This is a genomic window from Bacteroides nordii (assembly GCF_019930665.1).
GTDB classification, from domain to species: Bacteria; Bacteroidota; Bacteroidia; order Bacteroidales; family Bacteroidaceae; genus Bacteroides; species Bacteroides nordii.
Genome location: NZ_CP082886.1, coordinates 4,514,968 through 4,536,788, shown reverse-complemented (window position 1 = coordinate 4,536,788; position 21,821 = coordinate 4,514,968). Strand labels below are relative to the sequence as shown.

Here is a 21,821-nt window from a genome sequence, read left to right as displayed (position 1 = left end):
AGAGTACAGTTATGAAAAATATATTTAGTTTTAAAAATTTAGGATTGTTCTTGTGCAGCTGTCTGGCTGTGAGTTGTTCGGAGGATGAAACAACACCTGTTACTATTGGCGATTTTCAGGTATTAACTCCTGATTTGGAAGTTACTATTTCTTACACGGATACTGATCCGGGAGAATATGTAGATTTGTCTTGGGATCGCGCAAAAGCTTCGGATGGTACAACGGTCTTTTATGAAGTACAATTTGCCGGCAAGGATAAGAATTTTGATACTCCTTCAATGACTATAACGCCGGATAAACTGGGTTATGCCAATGTTGTTCAGCTGTCGCAACAACAAATGAATATAGTTGCAGAGCGGACAGGGATACGTCCTTTACAAACTGGTGAGATCTATTGGCGTGTACGTGCCATCACCGGATTGGTGGAACATGTCAATTCTACAGTACGTACAATAAAAGTAACCCGTCAGGGAGGATTTGCCGAAACTCCCAAAGCGATATTTGTATATGGTGAAGCTACAGGGCAGAGCGATATTGCCGGTGCAATTCCTCTGAAACAGACTACAGATAGTGAGTACGAAGGTTTTATGAAACTGGGCAATGGTACATATTCTTTTGTAAATGCCAAAGAGGGAGATATACGTAGCTTCAGAGCTGATGGCACTGACCTGGTAGAAGATGATAATGGAACGATTGAAGGTAACAATAAGATTTACCATGTTGTACTGAACTTTACCAAAGCAACCTGTACTATAAATGAGGTTAAGTCTTTCAACCTTTGGTGGGTAGACAATACTTTGGTACCGCTTACATTTGTTGGTAACTCTACCTGGGAATTGACAAACTACGAATTGCAATGGGTAAAATTCGGTAGAGGGAAAAGTCAGATGTACAAATTCCAGATGATAGAAACGGATAAAGATGGAAACGAAATAGTTGTGCCATTCGGTAGTTATAATAAAACTCCGCCGGCAGAAAACCCTACAGAAACTACAGCGCTGGATTACTGGACGATGGACATGGTAGATCCGACAGCTACTATCGGAGAATATACCTTTAAGTTCAATCTCTCTTATGAGGCTCAGTTGGTTGATATCCGGGTAATGCTTCAACCCGAATCGGAGTCTTATTTCCACTCTGTAAAACTGAGTGTAACTGAATAAATAAAGAAGTAACGGAGCCTCTTTCCTGTAAGGAGGAGGCTCTTTATATATTGACTTATAAAATTTGCTATTATGAAGAAAAACTATCTTGATTTTTGGAGGAAAGGATTAACATTAGGCAGTATGCTGATGTTTACAGCTTTTAGTACATTTGCTTACGAAGTGAAAGTAGAAGCAGAAGATGCATTTGATTTTTATCATTCGGGAACGGCTGTTAAAGTTGATACTCCGGCGGAAGAGACAACGGCTTCAGGTGGTTCTATTGTGGCTAATATGGCAAGTAATAACGCTATTGCTTTTGAGTTGACTGATGTACCGGCTGATGGTACTTATGACCTGTCAATTGTTTATTTTGGTACGGATACGAATAGAAAATGCTATATTAAAGTAAACAAACAGAAAAAGAGTATTGTCCAGTTCTCTGAAAAATCTGAAGATACAAGTTGGAACGGAACAAAAGGGAATCCGGCAACTATTGTTACCCAGGTTTATCTGAAGGCAGGTACCAACCGTATCGAAGTCGGAGCTTATGGTGGTTATGCTGCTAATTTGGATTATTTTACAGCCACTGAGTCAGAGTTATCTATTCCCGAACCTAAAGATGAAACGTTCTGTTTGGAGTGGGACTATACCGATGAGGCTGCAGTAACAATTGATGGTGTTTCTAAAGAAGAAGTTTATAAAGCAATTGACAATAATGAAAATACTTCATTAAAGGTAAATGCTGATGATTTGGAGATGATTATAAAGATTGTTGATACCGCTTCTCCCAATATTGCTGTTACGGGTGCTTTAGTGACTCCCGGTGATGAAAATACAGGTGATGTGACAAGCTGGAGTGTACAGGCTTCTTATGACGACGGAGCTACCTGGGAGTCTACAGGCATTGGTTTTGTCGCTGCAGAGAATGGAAGTGTTTATCGTGCAACTTTGAATGCCTTAGCTGCTACCGGAACTAATCTCTTTAAATTAGTAGCCAGTGGAGAAGGGGTTATTGACATTAAGGAGTTTCAACTTTTTGGTGTACCTACCGGTAAAGATACTGATACGGCAAAAAGCTCGGGATATCCGAAGGATTATACCGAAGCTGTTCCGGAAGAGGGTGCATTGATTTGGACAAGCTCAGTAAACGGTATTAAAAATGAGGAAGTTAAGAATCTGTTTGATGATAACTGGGCAACAAAATTCTGTCAGACAGGTACCAAGACAATGTCTTTGGAATTTACTACAGCAGAATCATATTCAGAACCTTTGGATATTAAGTCATTTACAATGACTACCGGTTATGGAAACTTTGAACGTATCCCGACAGAATTTACCTTGTATGGTCGTCAATATGATGACAATGGTAACCCGTTGGCTTGGGAACAAATTAATAAATATTCATTTGCTCCGCTTCCAAGTGCCCGCTATACTTGTTATCGTTTTTATGTTGATATTGCTGAAGGTAAACAATATTGGGATTTCAAGTTAGATATTACTGCCATTAACGGTGGAGGTGATATTCAGTTTGTGCAGTTACAGTTCTTAAACTCAGAGCAGACACCTGAAAGATTCCCGAATTCCGGTCCTGGTGTTGGAATCACAACTCCTGTTGCCAACGAGAATAATACAGTAGTGTCTGCTCAGGATGGAGCTATTACTATCTCTGCCCAGGAAACTACGGTATATAAAGTCTATACAACTACCGGTACAATGGTAGCTCAGGGCACTGTTGCCACTTCTGGCAATGTTCCTGTACAAGCTGGTTTATATGTTGTTGTAACTACTAATGACAGTGGAAGTCAGACAAACAAAGTCTTGATCAGAAAATAATGCGGAAAGCTTAGAGCCTGTTTAAATTTTCCTCAGCATTCTTTTGAGAGGAAAATTTAAACAAGCTCTTATTTTCTCAGACTCTAAAAAGTAAAGTACCGTTCCACAGCCATTAAGTGAGGACTTTTCTGTGATTATAACCGCAGAAACCATTCTTTGGTTGTGGAACGATATTTTTATTTTTAAATCTATTTATAACAACATCTATATGTATATAAAATCGATTATTACACGAACGGTATGCGGTCTTGCCTGCTGTGTGTTTCCTTGCTTGAACTTACAGGCACAGGAAGTGGTTGCCTATAATGACCTGACAGATTTGAATCTGAATATAACGGTCAATTATGGAGATCAGAACCTGATAAGCCATCTGATTGATAATTCACTGACTACGGTTTATACACTTGATAAGTTTGACGGAGCCTGGTCTATTGATTTTTATTCTCCGGTTCCTTTGGTTGTTACGGGAGTTAATCTTGTGAATGCTAATACAGGGAGAGAAAATGACCCGAAGTCCTGGAACTTAAAATGTTCGGAGGACGGACAAAATTGGGGGAGGGCGGTACAAGGAGTGAATGCTGAGACTTTTGCAGATGCTTATACCGCTAAATACTTTTCTGTTGGAAGAGAACTTGCCCGCCAGTGGTGGCGTATCAGTATAACTGAAGTGAATGGCGGAGAGTCTTTAGCACTATCGGAACTACAGCTTTTGGGTTTTCAGGTTAGTAATGATCAGCTGGTAGATCTCAGCGAAGCTACTATTAGTTCTTCATATTCGCCGTCAGAAGGAAAACTGGAAAATCTGGTTTCGGATGATATGAATCAGGGAGTTGTTTTTCGTTCTGTCAATGGTGGGTATATTCAGTATGAATTACCGTCTGCTATCCAGTTAAAGAGTTATCGTATCTGTACGGGAACCAATGGAAATGCTCCGCGTAGCTGGGTCTTGAAAGCTTCTAACGATGGTGAGCAGTGGGATGTTTTAGACAGGCAGACTAACCGGAACTTCTTTAATGTTCCACATTCCTCAATGGAGTTTTCATTGACCGATCTTAATCGAAAAGTACTTGACTGGTATGACCTTGCTAAATTGTCTCATGAGGCTTTGAATACCCGTTACTGGGATAACACCAAACAATATTATTTGCAAAAGAATAGTATTCCGCCTCATACCGGGTTTAATTACTGGTGGATGGCCCATGCTCTGGATGCCTTGGTAGATGGTTATCAACGTAGGGTGGAAGTTGGCGGTTCACGTGGTGAATTACAAGCTTATCAGTTGAAGATGAATCAACTCTATATTGGTGTTCCTCGAAATAATACTTCAAAAAAAGATGCCTGGTGGAATAGTTTCTACGATGATATGGAATGGATGGCCATTGCTGCATTAAGAGCTTATCAGACTACGAAGGAACAGAAGTGGATGGATGTAACGACCGAACTTTATGACTACATAAAAGGGGGATGGACCGATGTGCATGGTGGAGGTGTGATGTGGGAGAAAAATAGCCCGAATTCTAAGAATGCCTGCTCCAATGGCCCTGCTATGATTCTGGCTGCTCGTCTTTACAGAGAAACCGGTAAACAGGAATATCTGGACTTCGCTACAAAAATTTATGATTGGATGTCAGTATCGCTGGTCAACGAATATGGGGGTGTTTGGGATGGTTATGGTAACTATAACGAGGGAATGCTCCTGACTTATAATCAAGGTACTTGGTTAGGAGGCTGTTTGGAATTGTATAACATTACTCAGGATAAAAAGTACTATTATTCTGCACTGACTACCGCTAAATATGTAGTAAATGATCGGAAACGCTTCTCTGCTTTTGGTGTTTTGAAAGGAGAAAACTCTGGTGACGGTGGGTTATTCAAAGGTATCTTTATGCGTTATCTGGCTCAGATGATTACAGACAATGTACTGGATGAAGAGACAGAAGAAGAGTTTACCAGCTTCTTTCTTGAAAATGGTCTGTCTTGTTATCACGCTGCTATGTTGAAAGGAGATAATTTAACTTTCGGACATAATTGGGCCGAACTTCCGGAGAATACTATCACCGACTCATCCATCCATCTTAGTGGTATTATGCTTTATGAAATGATAAGCAATCTGGAACGTAGCGGGAAGCTGGCAAAGCTTTTTGATAAGTATGCCGCAAACCGGATGAAATCCTACAAATACTTCCGCCTGGAAGAATTGGGACGCCGGGATAATTATAATCTGGAGCTATCTAAATTCCAGTTACTTTCGGATACTTCGGTTGGCTTGGAAAATGTACTTTCCGATCTGAAGCCATATTCTGTAACCATAGAAGATAAAAGATTAAAAGTTGTAGTGAAAAATGGGAGTGGCGGGAGTATTTGTATCTATGATTCCGTAGGAAGATCAGTATGGAAAGATCAATATTTTAGTGGAGTTTATGAGAAGCAACTTTCTTTGTCGGGATTGCATGTGATACACATACAGACAGATAATGATTTTTATTCAGCGAAATTACTTTTTTGATCGGAAATGAGCAAAACTCACCACAGAGTAGCACAGAGTTCCACAGAGTACTATTTATCTGATAAAACGCGAATTAACACAAATGAACGCAGATTAAAAGACTGTAGTTCTATATCATACATTTGTTTCCCTTTGCGAAAATCTGCGATCATCTGCGTTTCAATAAAGATTTAAACTCTGTGGAACTCCGTGTTACTCTGTGGTGAAATACATTCAAAACCGATCAGTGACGAAGCTTATGGCCCAATCTTTTCGGTAGCGGAAGTATCCATAGACGGTATCGATCCCCTTGTTCGGTGTTGTACTTTGTTTTTCTTAGAAAGGAACGTCCCTTTCCCCGGTGAGTAGTCTTGTTTTAGATGTACATGTAAAGCAGCATGAGATGCACATGTCGTGCTGTCCCACATGCACATGTCGTACTGCTTTACATGTACATCTAAAACAATGTTACCCACCGAGGCTTCCTATGTTACTCTACGGGATAGAGCTTTATCAATACCGGAGAAAGAGACTGATGGCAATGACAAACGCCATTAAGCTCAAAACCGTACAGATATGAACTCACCACAGAGTAACACAAAGTTTCACAGAGTACTATTTATCTGATCAGCTACTGATTCTTATGAGTAATAGCTCTCTAAAGATATCATTTCATACTCTTTTCTTTTTGTCAATCCCTGCTTTTTTGTTTTCTTTGTAATGTAAAAGAGCCTTTTGTATAGGTGATAAAGTATTAATGTATATTAGATGATTACTGCTTGAAGAAAATTGTGTTTTACTATGAATTGAATTTAACCTTATGTAGGATAATATGGAAACAAGAATCAGGAGTTTTTTGATAGGAATATTCTCTTTAGTTGCACTCTTTTCCTATTCTCATAATCTTAAACAGATAACCAATCGGGATGGTCTTTCCAATAGTTCTGTTATCTGTCTGTTTCAAGATAGCGAGCGTTTTCTGTGGGTGGGTACTTATGATGGGTTGAATATGTATGATGGCCGGGATATTTATGTCTATAAACCACATGTCAATAGCCAAAAGAGTCTTTCGAGCAATGTAATAAGAGAAATAATTGAAACAAAAGACCAGTGTTTATGGGTAAATACAAAGTGGGGACTGAATAAACTCTCCCGTAAGAAAAACAGCATAGAAGAATCTTATGATGAGTTTCGTGATAGTTATTTTATAGCAAAGGACAGCAAAGATCATCTTTTTGTATTAGGTAAACAGGGATTCATCTCGTTTTATGATGAGGTGAATAAAAGGTTCATAGATATCTCTGTTGGCGAGGACATAACGAACTTATATGCTCACAATTTTACCATTGATGACAATGATACTATCTGGATTACATTACAAGGCAAAGTCAGGAAGTTTACTGTCGATTTCAAAAATGAAAAGACGCCGCGGATTGTGAGACATCCCGGTCTCACTCATTCGGCAGAGATAATAAACTTCTGTTATAATGGGGGGCGTTTCGCTTTTGTTGATCTCAAGCGTGATTTATATACAGTGAATAGGGGGAAGGCAGAGTATATCGCGAATATCTCTGAACTTGTCAACCAGAACGGCATAATCTCTACCATCATTTTTGATGATGATGATATTCTGATTGGTTTTAAGACCAACGGTTTGTTCCGGCTTATTGCAAAGGAAGGTTATAGAAGTGAAAAGATTGATATAAATTGTGGCGTTTTTTCGTTGTGGAAAGACGAATTACAGAATATAATCTGGATTGGTACTGATGGGCAAGGTGTGTTTGCTTATACAAAAGATGCTTATACTTTCTGTAACATAACTTTGAATCAGCTTCCTATCAAGAAAAAACGCCCGGTTCGTGCTATTCAGACAGATAAAGACGAAAACCTCTGGCTTGGAACAAAAGATAATGGAGTAATCTGCATCAAGAACTATCGCATGGCAAAAGAATATTCTTCTTCCAATGTCATTCAGTATACGATGCAGGATGGACTGGCTAATAATTCTGTTTTCGCTTTTTCACTGAGCCGGAAAAATATTCTTTGGATTTGTTCCGATGGACCTGGAATCAGTTATTATTCTTATGATGATCAGAAGATACATCGTATTTCCGATGCCCGGTATGTACATACCATTTATGAAGCCAGTGATTCTGTTTTATGGGTAGGAGCAGACAAAGGATTGTTAAAACTGTCGGTGGAGTGGAAGGGCAATAAACCTATTGTCAAGGATAGCAAGGCTTTTCTCTCAGAGGTAAGAGGTAAGCGTTTTGATATACAGATTTATTCGATGTATGCCGAGAATGATTCTATTCTTTGGCTCGGTACACGTGGTTCCGGAGCGTTTCGTTTCAATATGTATACAGGTAGTTATCAGAATATCCGGTTTAACAAAGTGGGTATTCCGCCTATTGATGATATTCTTTGTATTCTGAAGGATAGTAAACAACGTTTGTGGTTCGGCTCCAGCTATGGTTTGACCCGTTTGGACAGTTATCAGAAAGATAGTGTATCTTTTACCAGTTACAGTGAAAATAAAGGTTTGCCTAATAATACGATACATGGGATGAAAGAAGATAGCCGTGGCAATTTGTGGCTCAGTAGCAATACCGGTATTATTCAGTTCAATCCCGATAGCGAAGTCTTTCGTCAATATAACTACAAAACAGGTTTGGATGTTTTTGAGTTTAGTGATAATGCCTATTATCAGAGTCCGTTCACCGGTTCTATCTTTTTTGGTGGGATCAATGGAGTGGTATGGCTTCAAGAGGATTCCATAACAGAAAATAAAATGGTGCCCGAGATCTATTTTACCCGTTTACGTATTTTCAATGAAGACTATAATATCAACGATTTGATGAAAGGAGAGGGCGAGAATCGATATCTGGAATTGAAACACAATCAAAATTTCTTCTCTATATCTTTTGTTGCTATGGACTTTATCAATGGGGCAAATAGCAGTTACTCATACCTGTTGGAAAACTTCAGTAATGTCTGGATGAATACCGAACAGACAAACGAGGCACATTTCACAAGTATTCCTCCTGGGAAATATGTGTTGAAAGTACGCTATAATAGTGGTACCGATGGTTCTAAAGATCAATATGAAAGTATTACCATTGTTATTCTTCCTCCCTGGTATTTTAGTATTTATGCCAAGATCGGTTATTTTTTATTGATTATTGGTATTGGTTTCTATGTTTTCCGCTGGATAGGGCAACGAAATGAGCGAAAAAGAAAAATCATTGCCGAGAAGCTTGAGGAGCGCCATAAAGAAGAGGTATATGAAGAAAAATTACGATTCTTTACTAACATCACCCATGAGTTCTGTACACCATTGACTTTGATTTACGGACCCTGTGAACGAATTCTGACACATCCGAATACAGATTCATTTACCCGGAAGTATGTCCGGCTTATCAAATCGAATACAGAACGTTTGAATGCGCTGATACAGGAAGTTATCGAATTTCGAAGGATGGAGACAGGACATAAAACATGTAATATCCAGCAGGTGAATATCAACGAAGTGCTGAATGATCTTTCAGTTTCCTTCTCCGAATTGGCGGAACAAAACAAAGTCACGTTTGAGATGGAGGTCGATAAATCCATTTACTGGAATACGGATTTCAGATGTTTGTCTAAGATACTGAATAACTTGATTTCCAATGCTTTTAAATATACCCCGGAGGGAGGTATTATTCGTATCAGAGTATTGACTGAAAATAGTCACCTCTTGTTGCGGGTGTACAATACCGGAAAAGGTATTCGCGAAGAAAACAGGGAGCTGATCTTCAATCGGTATAGCATATTGGATAATATAGAAGAGAATGCAGTGAAAGGGCTTTCTTCCCGTAACGGTTTGGGAATGGCTATTTGCCACAGTATGGTTGAGTTATTAAAGGGGGAAATTCATATTGAAAGTGAGGTTGATAAATATGCAGAGTTCATTGTGAGTCTGCCCGAACTGGAGTTAACTCCGTTGACAGATGGAAAACAGATTTCCTCTGTTTCTTCCCATCAGCCGGATAAGGCAGAAATGTCTGAAACAACTGAGAATGAAACGATACCTGTACCGCTTGTTTCGTTAGAGCAACTTCCAAATGACATGAAAGCGAAGATATTGGTTATTGATGACAATAAAGAGATATTGGGATTAGTTCAGGAGATTCTTTCTGACAAATATCGGATAGTAACAGCTGATGACGGCGAGAAGGGAATGGCTATCCTGAAAGCCGAGATGCCCGATCTTGTTATTACTGATATCATGATGCCGGGAACGGACGGCTTTGAACTCACCCGTCAGATCAAACAGAATAAGCATACGATGTACATTCCATTGATCATTCTTTCGGCAAAGAATACGAATGAAGAAAAAATAGAGGGTATCGAAGCGGGAGCGGATGCCTATATACCGAAACCGTTTAATGCGACTTATCTGTGTGCGGTGGTAGACCGTTTGCTTGATAATCGCAATAAATTAAAAGAGTACTATAATTCTTCTGCCAGTGCGTATGAGTTTACAAACGGGCAACTTATGCAGAAAGAAGATAAGGACTTCATGCAGAATGTGATTGCCTTTATTAATGAGAATATGGATAATGCCGAACTTTCTCCGGAAGATATGGCGAGTTATCTGCAGCTCAGTATTCGTAATTTGTATCGCAAGTTTAAAGAGCTTGATCAGCTACCTCCAAAAGACTTTATCAAAGATTACAGGGTTCATCATGCGGCTAAGTTACTGAAAACTACAAAGCTCACGATTCAGGAGATTATCTATAAGTCGGGATTCAATAATCGTTCTCATTTTTATAAAGAGTTTGATAAGAGATTCAATACCACTCCGAGAGAGTTCCGCGAGGCTCATAATCATAAGGATGAGACTTTATCATAAAAATCGCATCTATAAGTGTCCTTTTTCGTGACAAAAGTGACTTCAATAGTGTAAAGACATTATTGGAGACATTTTTGTCACAAAAAAGAAGTTTGATTTGTATTTCGGCACATATTTTTGTAGAGTCAAGCACTTTGGTGTAGCTGATTCTTAATAGTATGAAAACAAATCCGCTGATTTATGAAGAAAATTCTTTTACCTTTGTTATTATTGTGGCCCTTTATTTCTATTGCTGCCGAAGACAAAGCCAGCATTACTCCTTCAACCCGGGAAGGAACTTCGGTGTGGCTTATTGAAAATGAAACCTTGTCAGCTCAAATAGAACTGAATTCTTCAGGGCAATTACTTTTTACTCATTTGTATAATAAAACTTCTCAGTCGGAATGCCTGACCGGACACGGAAGTTCCTCTTTATTCCATTATAAAGGAAGGGCGGTGGCTCATAAAAAAACAGAAGAAGGAGAACTTGTATCCTATCCGTTTGAATATTCTGCCGGAATGAAAGGATGGAGCCTGGCCGGTTCTTCTGTAGAAGACATTCTGATGACAACTTTTTCCGGGAAAGAGTCTTTGGGAAAACGACTTTCTGTTGTTGTTCAAAACGAAGATTTGGAAGTAACTATATGTGCCGAAATCTATGATGGCAAGTCAGGGCTACGTATACAGAACTATTTAAAGAACCTCACCGGTAATTATCGTTTTGTTATTGAAGAATCAACCGTTTTGCGTTTAAATCTTCCTAACAATCCTCATCATTTGCATTTTTCCTGCAATACGAAGTGGGAAAGTACTACTGGAGGTGTGGAAGAAGCTCCTTTGTATAATAAAGGAAAAAGAGTGGCTAAAGTTCTTTTAAACAGATACGAAGATGGGACAGGATGGTATCTGGCACCGGAAGTGAATTGGCGGACTCAGTATGGCCCGGAAGTTCCTTCATCCGCTTATGAATATATGCACCGCTCTTTTGCCGGTGCAACAGCCTGGTCTTCATCCGCTTCCGATTATGTACAGGTGATTACCCATCCGGAATCGTTCCAGTTGGTACTCTTTCCACAAGAGAAATTTGAATATATAGCGGTTAACCTCACTTTATTTACCGGAGATATGGTAGACGGTAAAATGGCAGTAGAAGAGCATTTGCGTAAACGCTATAAATATCACGATACGCAAACTTTATTTAATACAAATGACTGGGACTGGTTTACTACCGGAAAGCGTACTGACCGTTTTTACCGTGAAGTTGTCATACCTAAAGCAAAGGAGGCAGGAATGGATATGGTGATGTGGGATGATGGATGGAATAACCCTAACAGTACGAATACCGGTCTTGATAATAGTGGCACACACCGGGATGAAATAGTTCCCTCTCCTATGGTAACGACCGATTTTAAAGGATTAACCGATTTTATCCATGACAACGGGCTTATGTTTGGTCTGTGGTACAGTATGAGTGGAGGCAATCATAACATGGGGTTTGACTTGTCTGATCCGGCTTTTATTTCAGCAAAAAGAGAGAAAGTAAGAACATTGTTGGAGGATCATCATATGTCTCATCAGATGGTTGATCTTACAGAGATGTGGCAAGTGCTTGATGAAACTTCGCATAGTTATCCCAGTGACAATGTCTACAGGAAGGTAGTCAGAACAAAGAACCTGATGAATGAGCTGGCTGATAAGTATCCGCAATACATCGTAAAAGTAACCAGTGAACTGGACATCCATCCTACTCAGGGAGACAGGGCGGTGGAACTGCTTCATATTCCCTATAACGGATTTATGACTTCTGTAGGAGATGCCGGAGGAGGTGTTATTGGGATGGTAAGTTATTGTTTTGGGCATTACCCTCTCAATTCTGTTTACTTTGGAGGTACACATAGTGCCCTGATGGAGGATTATTATAAATTTATGGTAGCCCGTGATATCAAATTCGGTGTTTGTCCCGATCAGTGGAGTCAGAAAGGGATAGAGCTGATGGCTAAGTTCAATAAATGGCGTAGAAGTAAACGTATTGCTGATATGTCTACACAAATTATTCGCCCGGTTTATCTGGGGAAGGGTTGGGATAGCAATGAAGTGGCAAACTGGGATTTTGGTTCGGGGCCCCTATCCTGGATGTATACTACTGAACAGAAAGATAAGGCTCTACTAATCAGTAGTAATTGTGGCGAAGTAGGACATATTGGTAAGATGCCTCTTCCGATTCGTTGGTTGGATGATCGGAAGTACTATCTGATTGAAGATATAACACTTGATGATACCCGGCAGTTTACCTATCATTTTGAGGGCGTTTTTACGGGAGCTGATTTAAAGAAAGGGGCATTTGCTATCAATATGTACCAGAACAGTTCTCGTGGAAAAGCATTCTGGATACAGGAAATGAAAGCCGGTCAGCCGGTGCAGGTGCTTTATATGGACGAGAATGTAGATGACTACCAGGAAAACTATATGGATGATGTACTGACTGTTACTCTTAAAGGAAAGGCGAACGAAGAGGCTTTGGCTATTTTATATTATCAGACAGAAAATAAAGTAAATCACTATCGGATCCTGTTAGACGAAAATGGGCAGGGAGAATTACGTTGCACTTCTGTTCCCGAGGGTGAAGAAGAGGTGGATGGTTATCCTGGCTTTAGTGGTGGTTTGCGCTATGATCTGGAAAACCTGCACGACAATCTTATTCTTTCTGATGATAAGATAAAAATGTCTTCTGTTTTTAATGGTAATCCCGATTCGGAAGGGGGGTACAGTTCATTTGCCGGTATGAATGCGGTAGGAGACTATGTTGTCTATAAATTAGAGATTCCTTCAGCGGGGACTTATAACATATCATTAAATTATAAATTGTCTAAAAGTAGCCGTGGGGAGTGTGGATGGGCAGTATCTGAGGATAATATAAATTATACGGATATCGGAAAACCATTCTCTCAGGCAACAACGGGTGCTGAGAAAATGGAAACACTGAATATGGGAGATTATACATTTCATACCTCCGGCACCAAATATTTTAAGATGTCTTTAACGGCTGTTTCCTCGAATGGAGGGAAAAATTTGTCTACTAACTATCTAAAACTAACTCTTCAATGATCATGATAAAGAAACGAAACCTGTTAGTAATTTTATTCTCTCTTATTGCTGTATCTTTTTTGTCGGCAAAGAGTTATTATGTGAAGCCGGTAAGTTCCGGTCAGGGGTCTGGTATCTCTTGGGCTCATGCTTCAAACAATTTGCAGGATATGATAAATAATGCATCTGCCGGTGATACAATTTGTGTTGCCGCAGGTACTTATTATGGCGGATTTACTCTGAAAGACGGCGTTTGTATGGGGGGAGGTTTTGATGGAACGGAAAGATCCTTTATAGACCGTCAGTTCCCCGGAAGCGGACAGAATCTGACTATTTTGGATGGAGGGAATAAGCAGAGAGTACTTACTCAGGAGAAAGACTTCTCATCCCGTACTGTTATATCGGGATTTGTTATTCAGAATGGATATGCCCTGTCCGGAGCAGGGGCTTGTCTTTTCAACAATACTGTGTTGGAGGCTTGTATTATACGCCATAATATAGGTGGTAATGCTAATATAGGTGATTATATAGAGTCATTGGGTGGAGTTGTTTTTTATGCAAGTGAAGGTAAAGCTCATATTTTGGCAGTTGAAGAATACGGGAAAAATTTCCAGTCTTCTGTTGTTGGGTTGAAAAGCTACTATAAACTGGAGAATGCTTTGCAAGATTGGGACGGTAAAAAGAATACGGAGGCACTGGTGCAATCCCGGGCTGCAAAAGCTCTTTCGGAGTATAAACCGGTTACTTCAGCCGGAACAATCTCTGATTGGTACATACCTTCTATCGGCGAATGGAGCACTCTCCTGTCACCGGACACTTTATCCGGAACTCTGTCTGAAACCGGAGTCCTGGTTAATGAAACTCTGAAAAAAAATAATAAAACTCCCATTGAAGGCAATCGGTACTGGTCGTCAACAGCAGCGTCGACTACTGGGCTGGGAGAGTTGTGGTATGTGAATTTTGCAAGTAACTCTATTAATAAGATACACTCTTTGCAGTACAATAAGCTGCGTGGAGTAAGGAGAGTGGATGCGAATACTATCAAAGGAATGGGAGGAGGTTTGTATCTGAACGAGGGGTCATATGTTATCTCTTGCCTTGTATATGATAATCAAGCTCCCGAAGCATCGGCTATATATATGAGCGAAAGAGCTTACATTTATAATTCTACAATTGTGAATAATGTTGCGATGAAAAAAGGAGAGTATGCAGTAGAAATGGCTTTAGGTGCTGCTTTGTCAGCTATCAAAAATTCTTTGTTTTGGAATAACTATGACGTAGATAATTCCCCTTTGGATTTTGTGGATATACCCGCCTATAATTGTGCTGTCCGACAAGCGACTACCACAGTAGATCAGCCAGTCATTGTATTGCACGAAAAGAATGAGAATATATCCGGTCCTAATTTTGTAAATCCTCTGAATGGTGATTTTCATCTGCTTGCCAGTTCACCGTGTGCTAAAGCGGGGACAAAATCAAATATTCCCGGACGATATGTCTTTAGAGATATGGATGGTAATAATTATAGAGATATGATAGATATTCCTGTCGGAGCGTATGCAGTCGCTACAACAACCGGAGTTGTTAATCCGTCTGTAAATGGAAATCAGTTTGTGGTTCATCCGTCATCTCCGGTGAAAGGAGAGGCGATGGAAATTCATTTTCATACGGCTGAAACAGGTTTATATCAGATTGAGATACTCTCTATTGATGGTTTAAGTATATCTCGTTCAGACTTTTATTCGAATAGCCCGTTGCTGTTGTCGGCACCTTCCACTCCGGGAGTATATCTTCTGAATATAAATCAGGATGGAGTAAAGAAACAGTCTGCGAAGATTATTGTTCGTTGATGTTGAGAATGATTATTTATATAAATGATAACCTATGTTGTTTTATTTACGTAGAGGATGATTGATATGGAGGCATTGATTGTTTTCTTCTAAACATATACTTTCTTATACTTAATCATAACGTACTTTATCTCTATAGATCGTTTGCTTTCTTCATCTATTATCTACAAAGATGAGAATTAAAAACATCCCCATGTTTTGGAGCACAACATGGGGATGTTCTTTTGCTGAACATCCGGATGTTATCACTAAAATCATCCGGGTGTTTTATAATCAGAAATCAAATAATAATCATGCAATATAGTATGTTTCAATTGTTTAATTCTAATATGCTTTGTTGTTGCTAATATATACATTTCAACAGTGTTTTTTTCAATTAGACAACTATAAAATCAGATTAAGAGGTTGGAATTATCATTTTATTGTGAGAAAAATATTGGATAATTTAATAGAAGGTGTTAATTGTTTGAATTAATTCGGATAAAACTGTTGTAGTTTATGCTTTCTTACAGAATCAGACAGTTTTGGCACTGTTGTATACATCTTTTGAATATACTTTATGTTTCTTTGTAGCATCAACTCTTTTGGGAGAGAGTAGACTTATTAAATATTGGTTGTGCGAATTATTTTGCTCTATATTGTGATTAAGAGGGTGTATTCTCTTAATCATTAAAAAATAAATAAAATATGAGAATTTTGATCAAGGTTGTTATAGTAATACTGGGTGTGCTGGTAACTGTATCCTGTAAGGATAGAAATAATGAGAAAGATATTTTTCCTGTTGTTGAGGTGGATTTATTTAATCCAGTTGAAGAAGTGCCGGTATCGTCATTTATTGACACTTTAATTTCGGTTAGATTAGAGTTGCCAAAACCTTTGTTTTTTGGTGTTACTGCAGATGTCTTGTTTGCCGATACAAATATCTATGTTCATGATAGTAAACAAGAAATAATATTCCGTTTTAATAGTCAAGGAAATTTTCTAAATATGATAGGAAAACTTGGAAATGGGCCGGGAGAATTTTCTTCGTGTAGTTCTTGTTTCTTGAATGGAGATACTGTGTTTGTAAGTGATCTTGATACTCGGAGGATATTTAGTTATACTCAGGAGGGAAATTTTATAAATGTGATTTCATTTCCGTTTAGCTTTGTATATGAGGATATTGTATATTTGCCGAATGGGGAGTTTTTATGTCATCGGTTAGCGCCTGCAAAAAATAACCGTGGAATTTGGATTATGAATAAAAAAGGTGAAAAGTCAGAGGTAGTGTATGCAAATGAAGATGTTTATCCTTATATTCATAGTAGTTGGAACACCTTATCTGTGCTTGGAGGCGGACTAATTGGTATCTACGAACCTCCTACCGGAAACTATTACTCTTTTAATACGAAAGATCATTCATTAAAAAAAGTGATACAGTTGAGAGCAAATGCGAAAATGCTGGGTGATTTTAAAGGTATTGATAGTACGATTGGTCTCAAAGAAGAGTATTCAAACTGTTCTATAATACTTAATACTGACAATTATATTTTCTCGTTGTGGGTTTTGCCCGGTTACACTTCCGGAGTATTTTCTCTATATTCTAAAGAGGCAAAAAAGATGACAATCTTTAAGAAACCTTTAGTGGATTTTCCCGGTTATTTTTCTTTAGGAACGATGAAGTCTTCTAATCTACCTAATACATTAGTAACCATATTAACAGATGAATATCAATTTGATGATTGTCCGAAGCAATACAAGAATCTGGAGTTTAATGAGCGGGTTATGATTGTCAACAAATGGGTGTTTAAGTAATTCTATTCTATTTTTATCACTTATTGTGAAAATTCGCGATATTATGTTACCCAGTTTTGCTTAAAAAATAAGATATATAAACTTTTTTATCAATATCCTGTCGTTTGTAACCGATTTAAAGAAGTTGATATTGTAGCTCCCAAAATATTAGATGAGTCGTTTGCATATTCTATTGTTTCTTCGGAGGCTTTAGATCGATTTATAAATCCGGATTTATTAGATGAAGACAACGAGAAAAGATATAATTCTGTAAATCAGGATAGTAATCCGATTATCATTCGATATACATTCAAAAAGTAGAGCCTGCTTTAGGCTTTATTCAATTATCCATTACTGATGATCTAAACTATATTTATTGAAAGATTATTTTAAGGGTGTTTATATCTCCATCCGGTTTCCTTTTTCGTTACAACAAAGCGAGGCTGTTTTCTTCACCCTTTATGCCTGTTGTTAAATATGCAAACTTTCATTTCGTTTCTCTACGAAGATCGCCTCGATGCTCTACGAGAAACGACCCGATCTCCGTAGAGAAACGACTCGATCTTCGTAGAGAAAAAATAGATTTTGTAATACATTGATTATTAGCATGCTGGTTAAGGACGCGTATGTAGCATATTTTCAATCTATAAGACTCTCCTTTACCTCTCCTTTCACCCTATTTGTATTTCTGAAATAACTACAATTTCAGGATTCTGCTAAATGTAATCCCTATCATATCGTTATTGCTGAGCTACCGAACTGTAAATAGCATACAATGGTTTGTTAGCGATATTATTTAGTAAGTAATTGTTCTAAATTATATGATATTATTATTGAAACGCAAATGATTGTAGATTAAATAGCTGCGCTATACTTGAGTGATGATATGCTTTGCGTGAATCTGCGAGTTTCTGCGTTTTAATAATAGTATCCTATAATTTTGAACAGTTACTTATGCATTTGTTTATCGATACATTGAATTATATTTGTGATATGATTTTGCCTCCAGAACTGATTACTGGAGGCATATCTTATTTTGCGTATTTTATTTATCTCCGGAGGAGTCAGAATAATCCGGTTCTTTCCGATTGTAACTTGTATATGTCTGTCAGTACTTTCAGTCGGGTTGTTTGTCCGGGAGTCGCTTTTAGCTGTGTACCGCACAAATTGCTCCAGTTGCGTAAGGTGCTCTCATCTATCGGCTGTTGTAATGAAGCATTCCAGTCCGGAAGATATCCGCGCAGGCCCAGATATTGTACCAGTGGGAAAGCATCATCCGTTGGTTTTACATCTCGAAAATAGATAAGGGTGGCTTTTTGTTTTATCAGAATATCCTGTAGTGAAGGTATATCCACATTTCGTACTTTCACTCCTTTGTCTATGGCAAGTGCTGCTGTGATACCGGCAGCTTGTCCCAGAGCCATCCAACAAGGTTCCATGCGTAAGGTGGAGAAACCGATGTGAGAACCGGATACAGGTACCGGCAATAGCAGGTTGTCTACGTCTTTAGGTAGAATTACTCCTAAAGGTACGGTGTAAACGGCTGTGGGATAACTGATGAATCCATCCAGATGTACTCTTCCTGTTTCTCTTTTGCGGGCAGCATGAGAGTCGAGGGCATAATGACTGGCGGTCACACTACTTGAATGTAAAGGAGGACGTTTACCCGGACTGACCGGAAGTGCATCGGCTGCTGTGAAGAAGTAAACTCCCTCAAAACGACGGCCTTCGCGTACGTATACTTGCCGGGGAAAGGATTCATTATCGGGATATTCGTCTTTTGCCAGTCCCCATTTCAGCATTTCCTTGCGGAAGTGGGACGGGAGTTCTTTATCATGCTGGGCAAACCAGAAAAGCCCTAAAGTATAGTCTTTTAAGCGTTTGGCAAATTTATCCCGCCATTCCCACGAGGAGGTGGGCCATGGCCAGTTTTCTTCGGGCAGATCGGTAGAAAGGAAAGCAGCGTGCTGATTGTTACCGTCAGTCTTTTGGTTCGGCAGGTTGACGAGACTACTTAGTTTCCAGATCCCCCAGCTGTCTCCGGGAAGTTTGGTTCTGTTGCCTTTTGCGATATGCCGGCGATTTTCTTCCAACATCTCATTTGTCACTTTCAGCATGGCCCGTTGTGTGTTACGTCCGGTCCATACATCCTCTATGAGAGAGACGTATTCGTCTCGGTTGTAGTTATCCGGTCGGGTGAAAGGAACCATGTTCTTTGGATCGTTTGTGAGACACAAACGATAGTTATAAGCTTGCACAGCGTTATCTGCCTGCCCGGTACTTCCATCGGCAGGGAGGCTTTTCCAGTATTCATAGGTCCTTCCGGCTCCCGGTTCATTAAATTCTTCCCGGCTTTCACGACCGACACGGAACGGCACACCTGCTGCGGCTCCTAAATCGCCCTCATAAGTGGCATCTATAAAGATTTTCCCCTGATAGGTTTCTTTTTGTCCGTTTTCCCTGTTCAGGATACAGATACTCTCGATACGGTCGTTTCTGATGCAGATGTTTTTGTTCTCTGCATCAAACTGACGCATCAGGCGCACGGTGATCTTCTCTTTCTGCTCATTCAGCATCTCTTCAAAAATACGGGCGGCTACGGATGGTTCGAAGTGAAAACCGTTACTGCAAGTTTTCACTTGGGGTGAATCGGCTCCGTAATGACTGATGTAATACTGTCTGATACGAGAGGTGAATTCAGAGAATAGTCCCGTAGTAGCTTCGCGGGTTGCAATGTCGGTAGCTCCAAGTCCATTGGCCGGAAGTCCGCCAATGTGGTTGGTTCGTTCCAGTATGACGGAAGTTTTGCCTTGCCGTGCTGCAGCGATGGCTGCCATGATACCTCCCGGATTTCCTCCGACAATGACGAGGTCGAAGGAATTCTGTGCGGGTAGGTTACTGCTTAGAAACAACAATAGAATGAGTAGGCCGTTTCGTTTCATGATATATGTTTTTGTTCTTATTTCTTCTCCGGTAGTCTGTTGAATATGGATTTGATAATCTCCATATCAAACTTCGGGGTACGGTCGTAATTATAAATACCGTTCTGTTCCTGTTCTACATCTGTTAGCTGGGTGTAGCAATATCCGGCCACAAAATCAAATTCGAGAACAGTAAATGTAATGTCCTTCAGTCGGGCATAAAACTCGTCAAGTGTTTTGGGACCTTGTCCGTAGCCCCAGCTGTTTTTGGCAAACTGCTTTCCATGCACCCATTTGATACCACCATATTCGTCGAGGAAGTAAGGCTGTCCTTCATAGGGAACTTCTTTCTTCACATCTTTCTGGGGGAGCTTACCGTCCTTTATTTCCAACCGTTTTTTCATCTCTTCACCGCTCTGTGCATAATGATGTACACTCCAGATGTCTGTCATCACATGGTAATTTCCACTGGCATCATTTACCGGACGATAATCCAGATTGTGTGAGAGTTTATAAACGTCTGAAATGAAACGGTCGTGTTGGCGTGCCTGTTCGTTGTCATTCGGGCGGTCCCAGGTTTCATTGAATGGGGTCCATACAATGATTGAAGGGTGATTGCGGTCGCGAACTACTACTTCCTCCCATTCGGTGAGGAAGTTCCGGGCGGCTTCCGGGCTACTGGTATTAAGACCCCAGCTTGCCGACTCTCCCCAGGTAAGGTATCCCAACTTATCGGCCCAGTAATGGAAACGTTCTTCAAATACTTTCTGGTGAAGGCGTGCTCCGTTGAAACCTGCGGCCAGACTAAGTTCGATATCACGTTTCAGATCTGCATCTGTGGGAGCAGTCCATACACCTGTGGGATAGAATCCCTGATCGAGTACAAAGCGCAGATAACAGGGCTCATTATTGAGAAAGAATTTATTTCCTTCGATATGTACCTTGCGCATACCGGCATAAGAATTGACATGATCAATCACTTTTCCTTTGGCATCCAATACTTCCAGTTCGATGTCGTATAAGAAGGGCGAACCGGGTGACCAGGTTTTTACAGTTTTCAATGGTAACATCAGTGTCAGAGGAGTGGCAGCAGTTTGTGTCTGTTTGCTGACTACGCGATCACCATCCTTTACACTGACACGGAGCTTTTGTCCGGCTTGTAATCCGTAGAACTCCGGTTGAACGGTGAAACATTTCTGGTCCAGTTCCGGTGTGATACGAACAGACTTTAATCCACAGGCATCTACTGCTTCCATCCATACGGTCTGCCAGATGCCGGTAGTACGGGTATAGTCGCATCCCTGTGAATAGAAGTTACCCGATTGTTTTCCTCTTCCCTGGGTTCCACTACGCTGGTCGTCTTCTACGTATACCACAAGTTGTTGTTCTTCTCCGTATTTAACAAACCGTGTAATGTCTATTCCGAATGAGGAACTACCTCCCCAATGTCTGCCTGCCACTTGCCCGTTGATATAGATTACTGAGTAATAATCTACTCCGCCAAAGTGAAGGATAACCTTTTTATCTTGCCAGTCTGCCGGAACTTGTAACTTACGGTGATACCACATGGCTGGGATGAAATCTTTGTATTCTACTCCCGATAATTTACTTTCCGGACAGAATGGGACGGTGATAAACTCGTTAAATCCTGTACTGTTGTATAACTTACGGTCTCTGCCCGATTTGCCAAAGTCGAATGTATAGCTCCATTGGCCGTTCAGGTTTTTCCATTCTGCGCGTTCAAACTGTGGACGTGGATATTCCGGACGTGGTATCGAGTTATTTTGTGCGTTGGCAGTCCAACCGGTCAATAATAGGAAAGAAGATAAAATGTAAATAATAAGGTGTTTCATATTG

The 21,821-nt window shown here is 39.9% G+C and carries 9 protein-coding genes; 7 read left to right on the top strand and 2 right to left on the bottom strand.

What is annotated here, in order from left to right:
• Nucleotides 1–11 precede the first annotated feature (11 nt).
• From K8P02_RS17740 to K8P02_RS17710, 7 genes are all read left to right on the top strand, one after another.
• Complete coding sequence (locus K8P02_RS17740) at nt 12–1,163, top strand: SusE domain-containing protein (protein WP_007482934.1); 1,152 nt, start codon at nt 12–14, stop codon at nt 1,161–1,163.
• A gap of 72 nt (nt 1,164–1,235) precedes the next feature.
• Nucleotides 1,236–2,978, top strand: coding sequence for a carbohydrate-binding protein (locus K8P02_RS17735; protein ID WP_007482933.1), 1,743 nt, complete (start codon nt 1,236–1,238; stop codon nt 2,976–2,978).
• A 208-nt stretch (nt 2,979–3,186) separates the two neighbouring features.
• Complete coding sequence (locus K8P02_RS17730; RefSeq protein ID WP_122201514.1) at nt 3,187–5,484, top strand: glycoside hydrolase family 76 protein; 2,298 nt, start codon at nt 3,187–3,189, stop codon at nt 5,482–5,484.
• A gap of 811 nt (nt 5,485–6,295) precedes the next feature.
• Nucleotides 6,296–10,357: a hybrid sensor histidine kinase/response regulator transcription factor gene (locus K8P02_RS17725; protein ID WP_044094795.1), complete on the top strand. Its 4,062-nt coding sequence runs from the start codon at nt 6,296–6,298 to the stop codon at nt 10,355–10,357.
• 180 nt (nt 10,358–10,537) lie between these two features.
• The gene (locus K8P02_RS17720) at nt 10,538–13,441 is read left to right on the top strand and encodes an alpha-galactosidase (RefSeq protein ID WP_122201426.1); all 2,904 of its coding nucleotides are present in this window, start codon (nt 10,538–10,540) and stop codon (nt 13,439–13,441) included.
• Nucleotides 13,442–13,443: 2 nt separating this feature from the next.
• Nucleotides 13,444–15,270 (top strand): DUF1566 domain-containing protein, encoded by a 1,827-nt coding sequence (locus K8P02_RS17715; RefSeq protein WP_223381600.1) that lies wholly within the window; start codon nt 13,444–13,446, stop codon nt 15,268–15,270.
• 687 nt (nt 15,271–15,957) lie between these two features.
• Entirely contained in the window at nt 15,958–17,064 is a 1,107-nt protein-coding gene (locus K8P02_RS17710) for a 6-bladed beta-propeller (protein WP_002558364.1), read from the top strand.
• A gap of 1,043 nt (nt 17,065–18,107) precedes the next feature.
• Here the strand turns inward: K8P02_RS17710 and K8P02_RS17705 are convergent.
• Nucleotides 18,108–19,985 carry an FAD-dependent oxidoreductase gene (locus K8P02_RS17705; protein ID WP_007482926.1) on the bottom strand — a complete coding sequence of 626 codons (1,878 nt, stop codon included), beginning with the start codon at nt 19,983–19,985 and terminating at the stop codon, nt 18,108–18,110.
• A 17-nt stretch (nt 19,986–20,002) separates the two neighbouring features.
• Nucleotides 20,003–21,817 (bottom strand): glycoside hydrolase family 2 protein, encoded by a 1,815-nt coding sequence (locus K8P02_RS17700; RefSeq protein ID WP_025866863.1) that lies wholly within the window; start codon nt 21,815–21,817, stop codon nt 20,003–20,005.
• Nucleotides 21,818–21,821 lie beyond the last annotated feature (4 nt).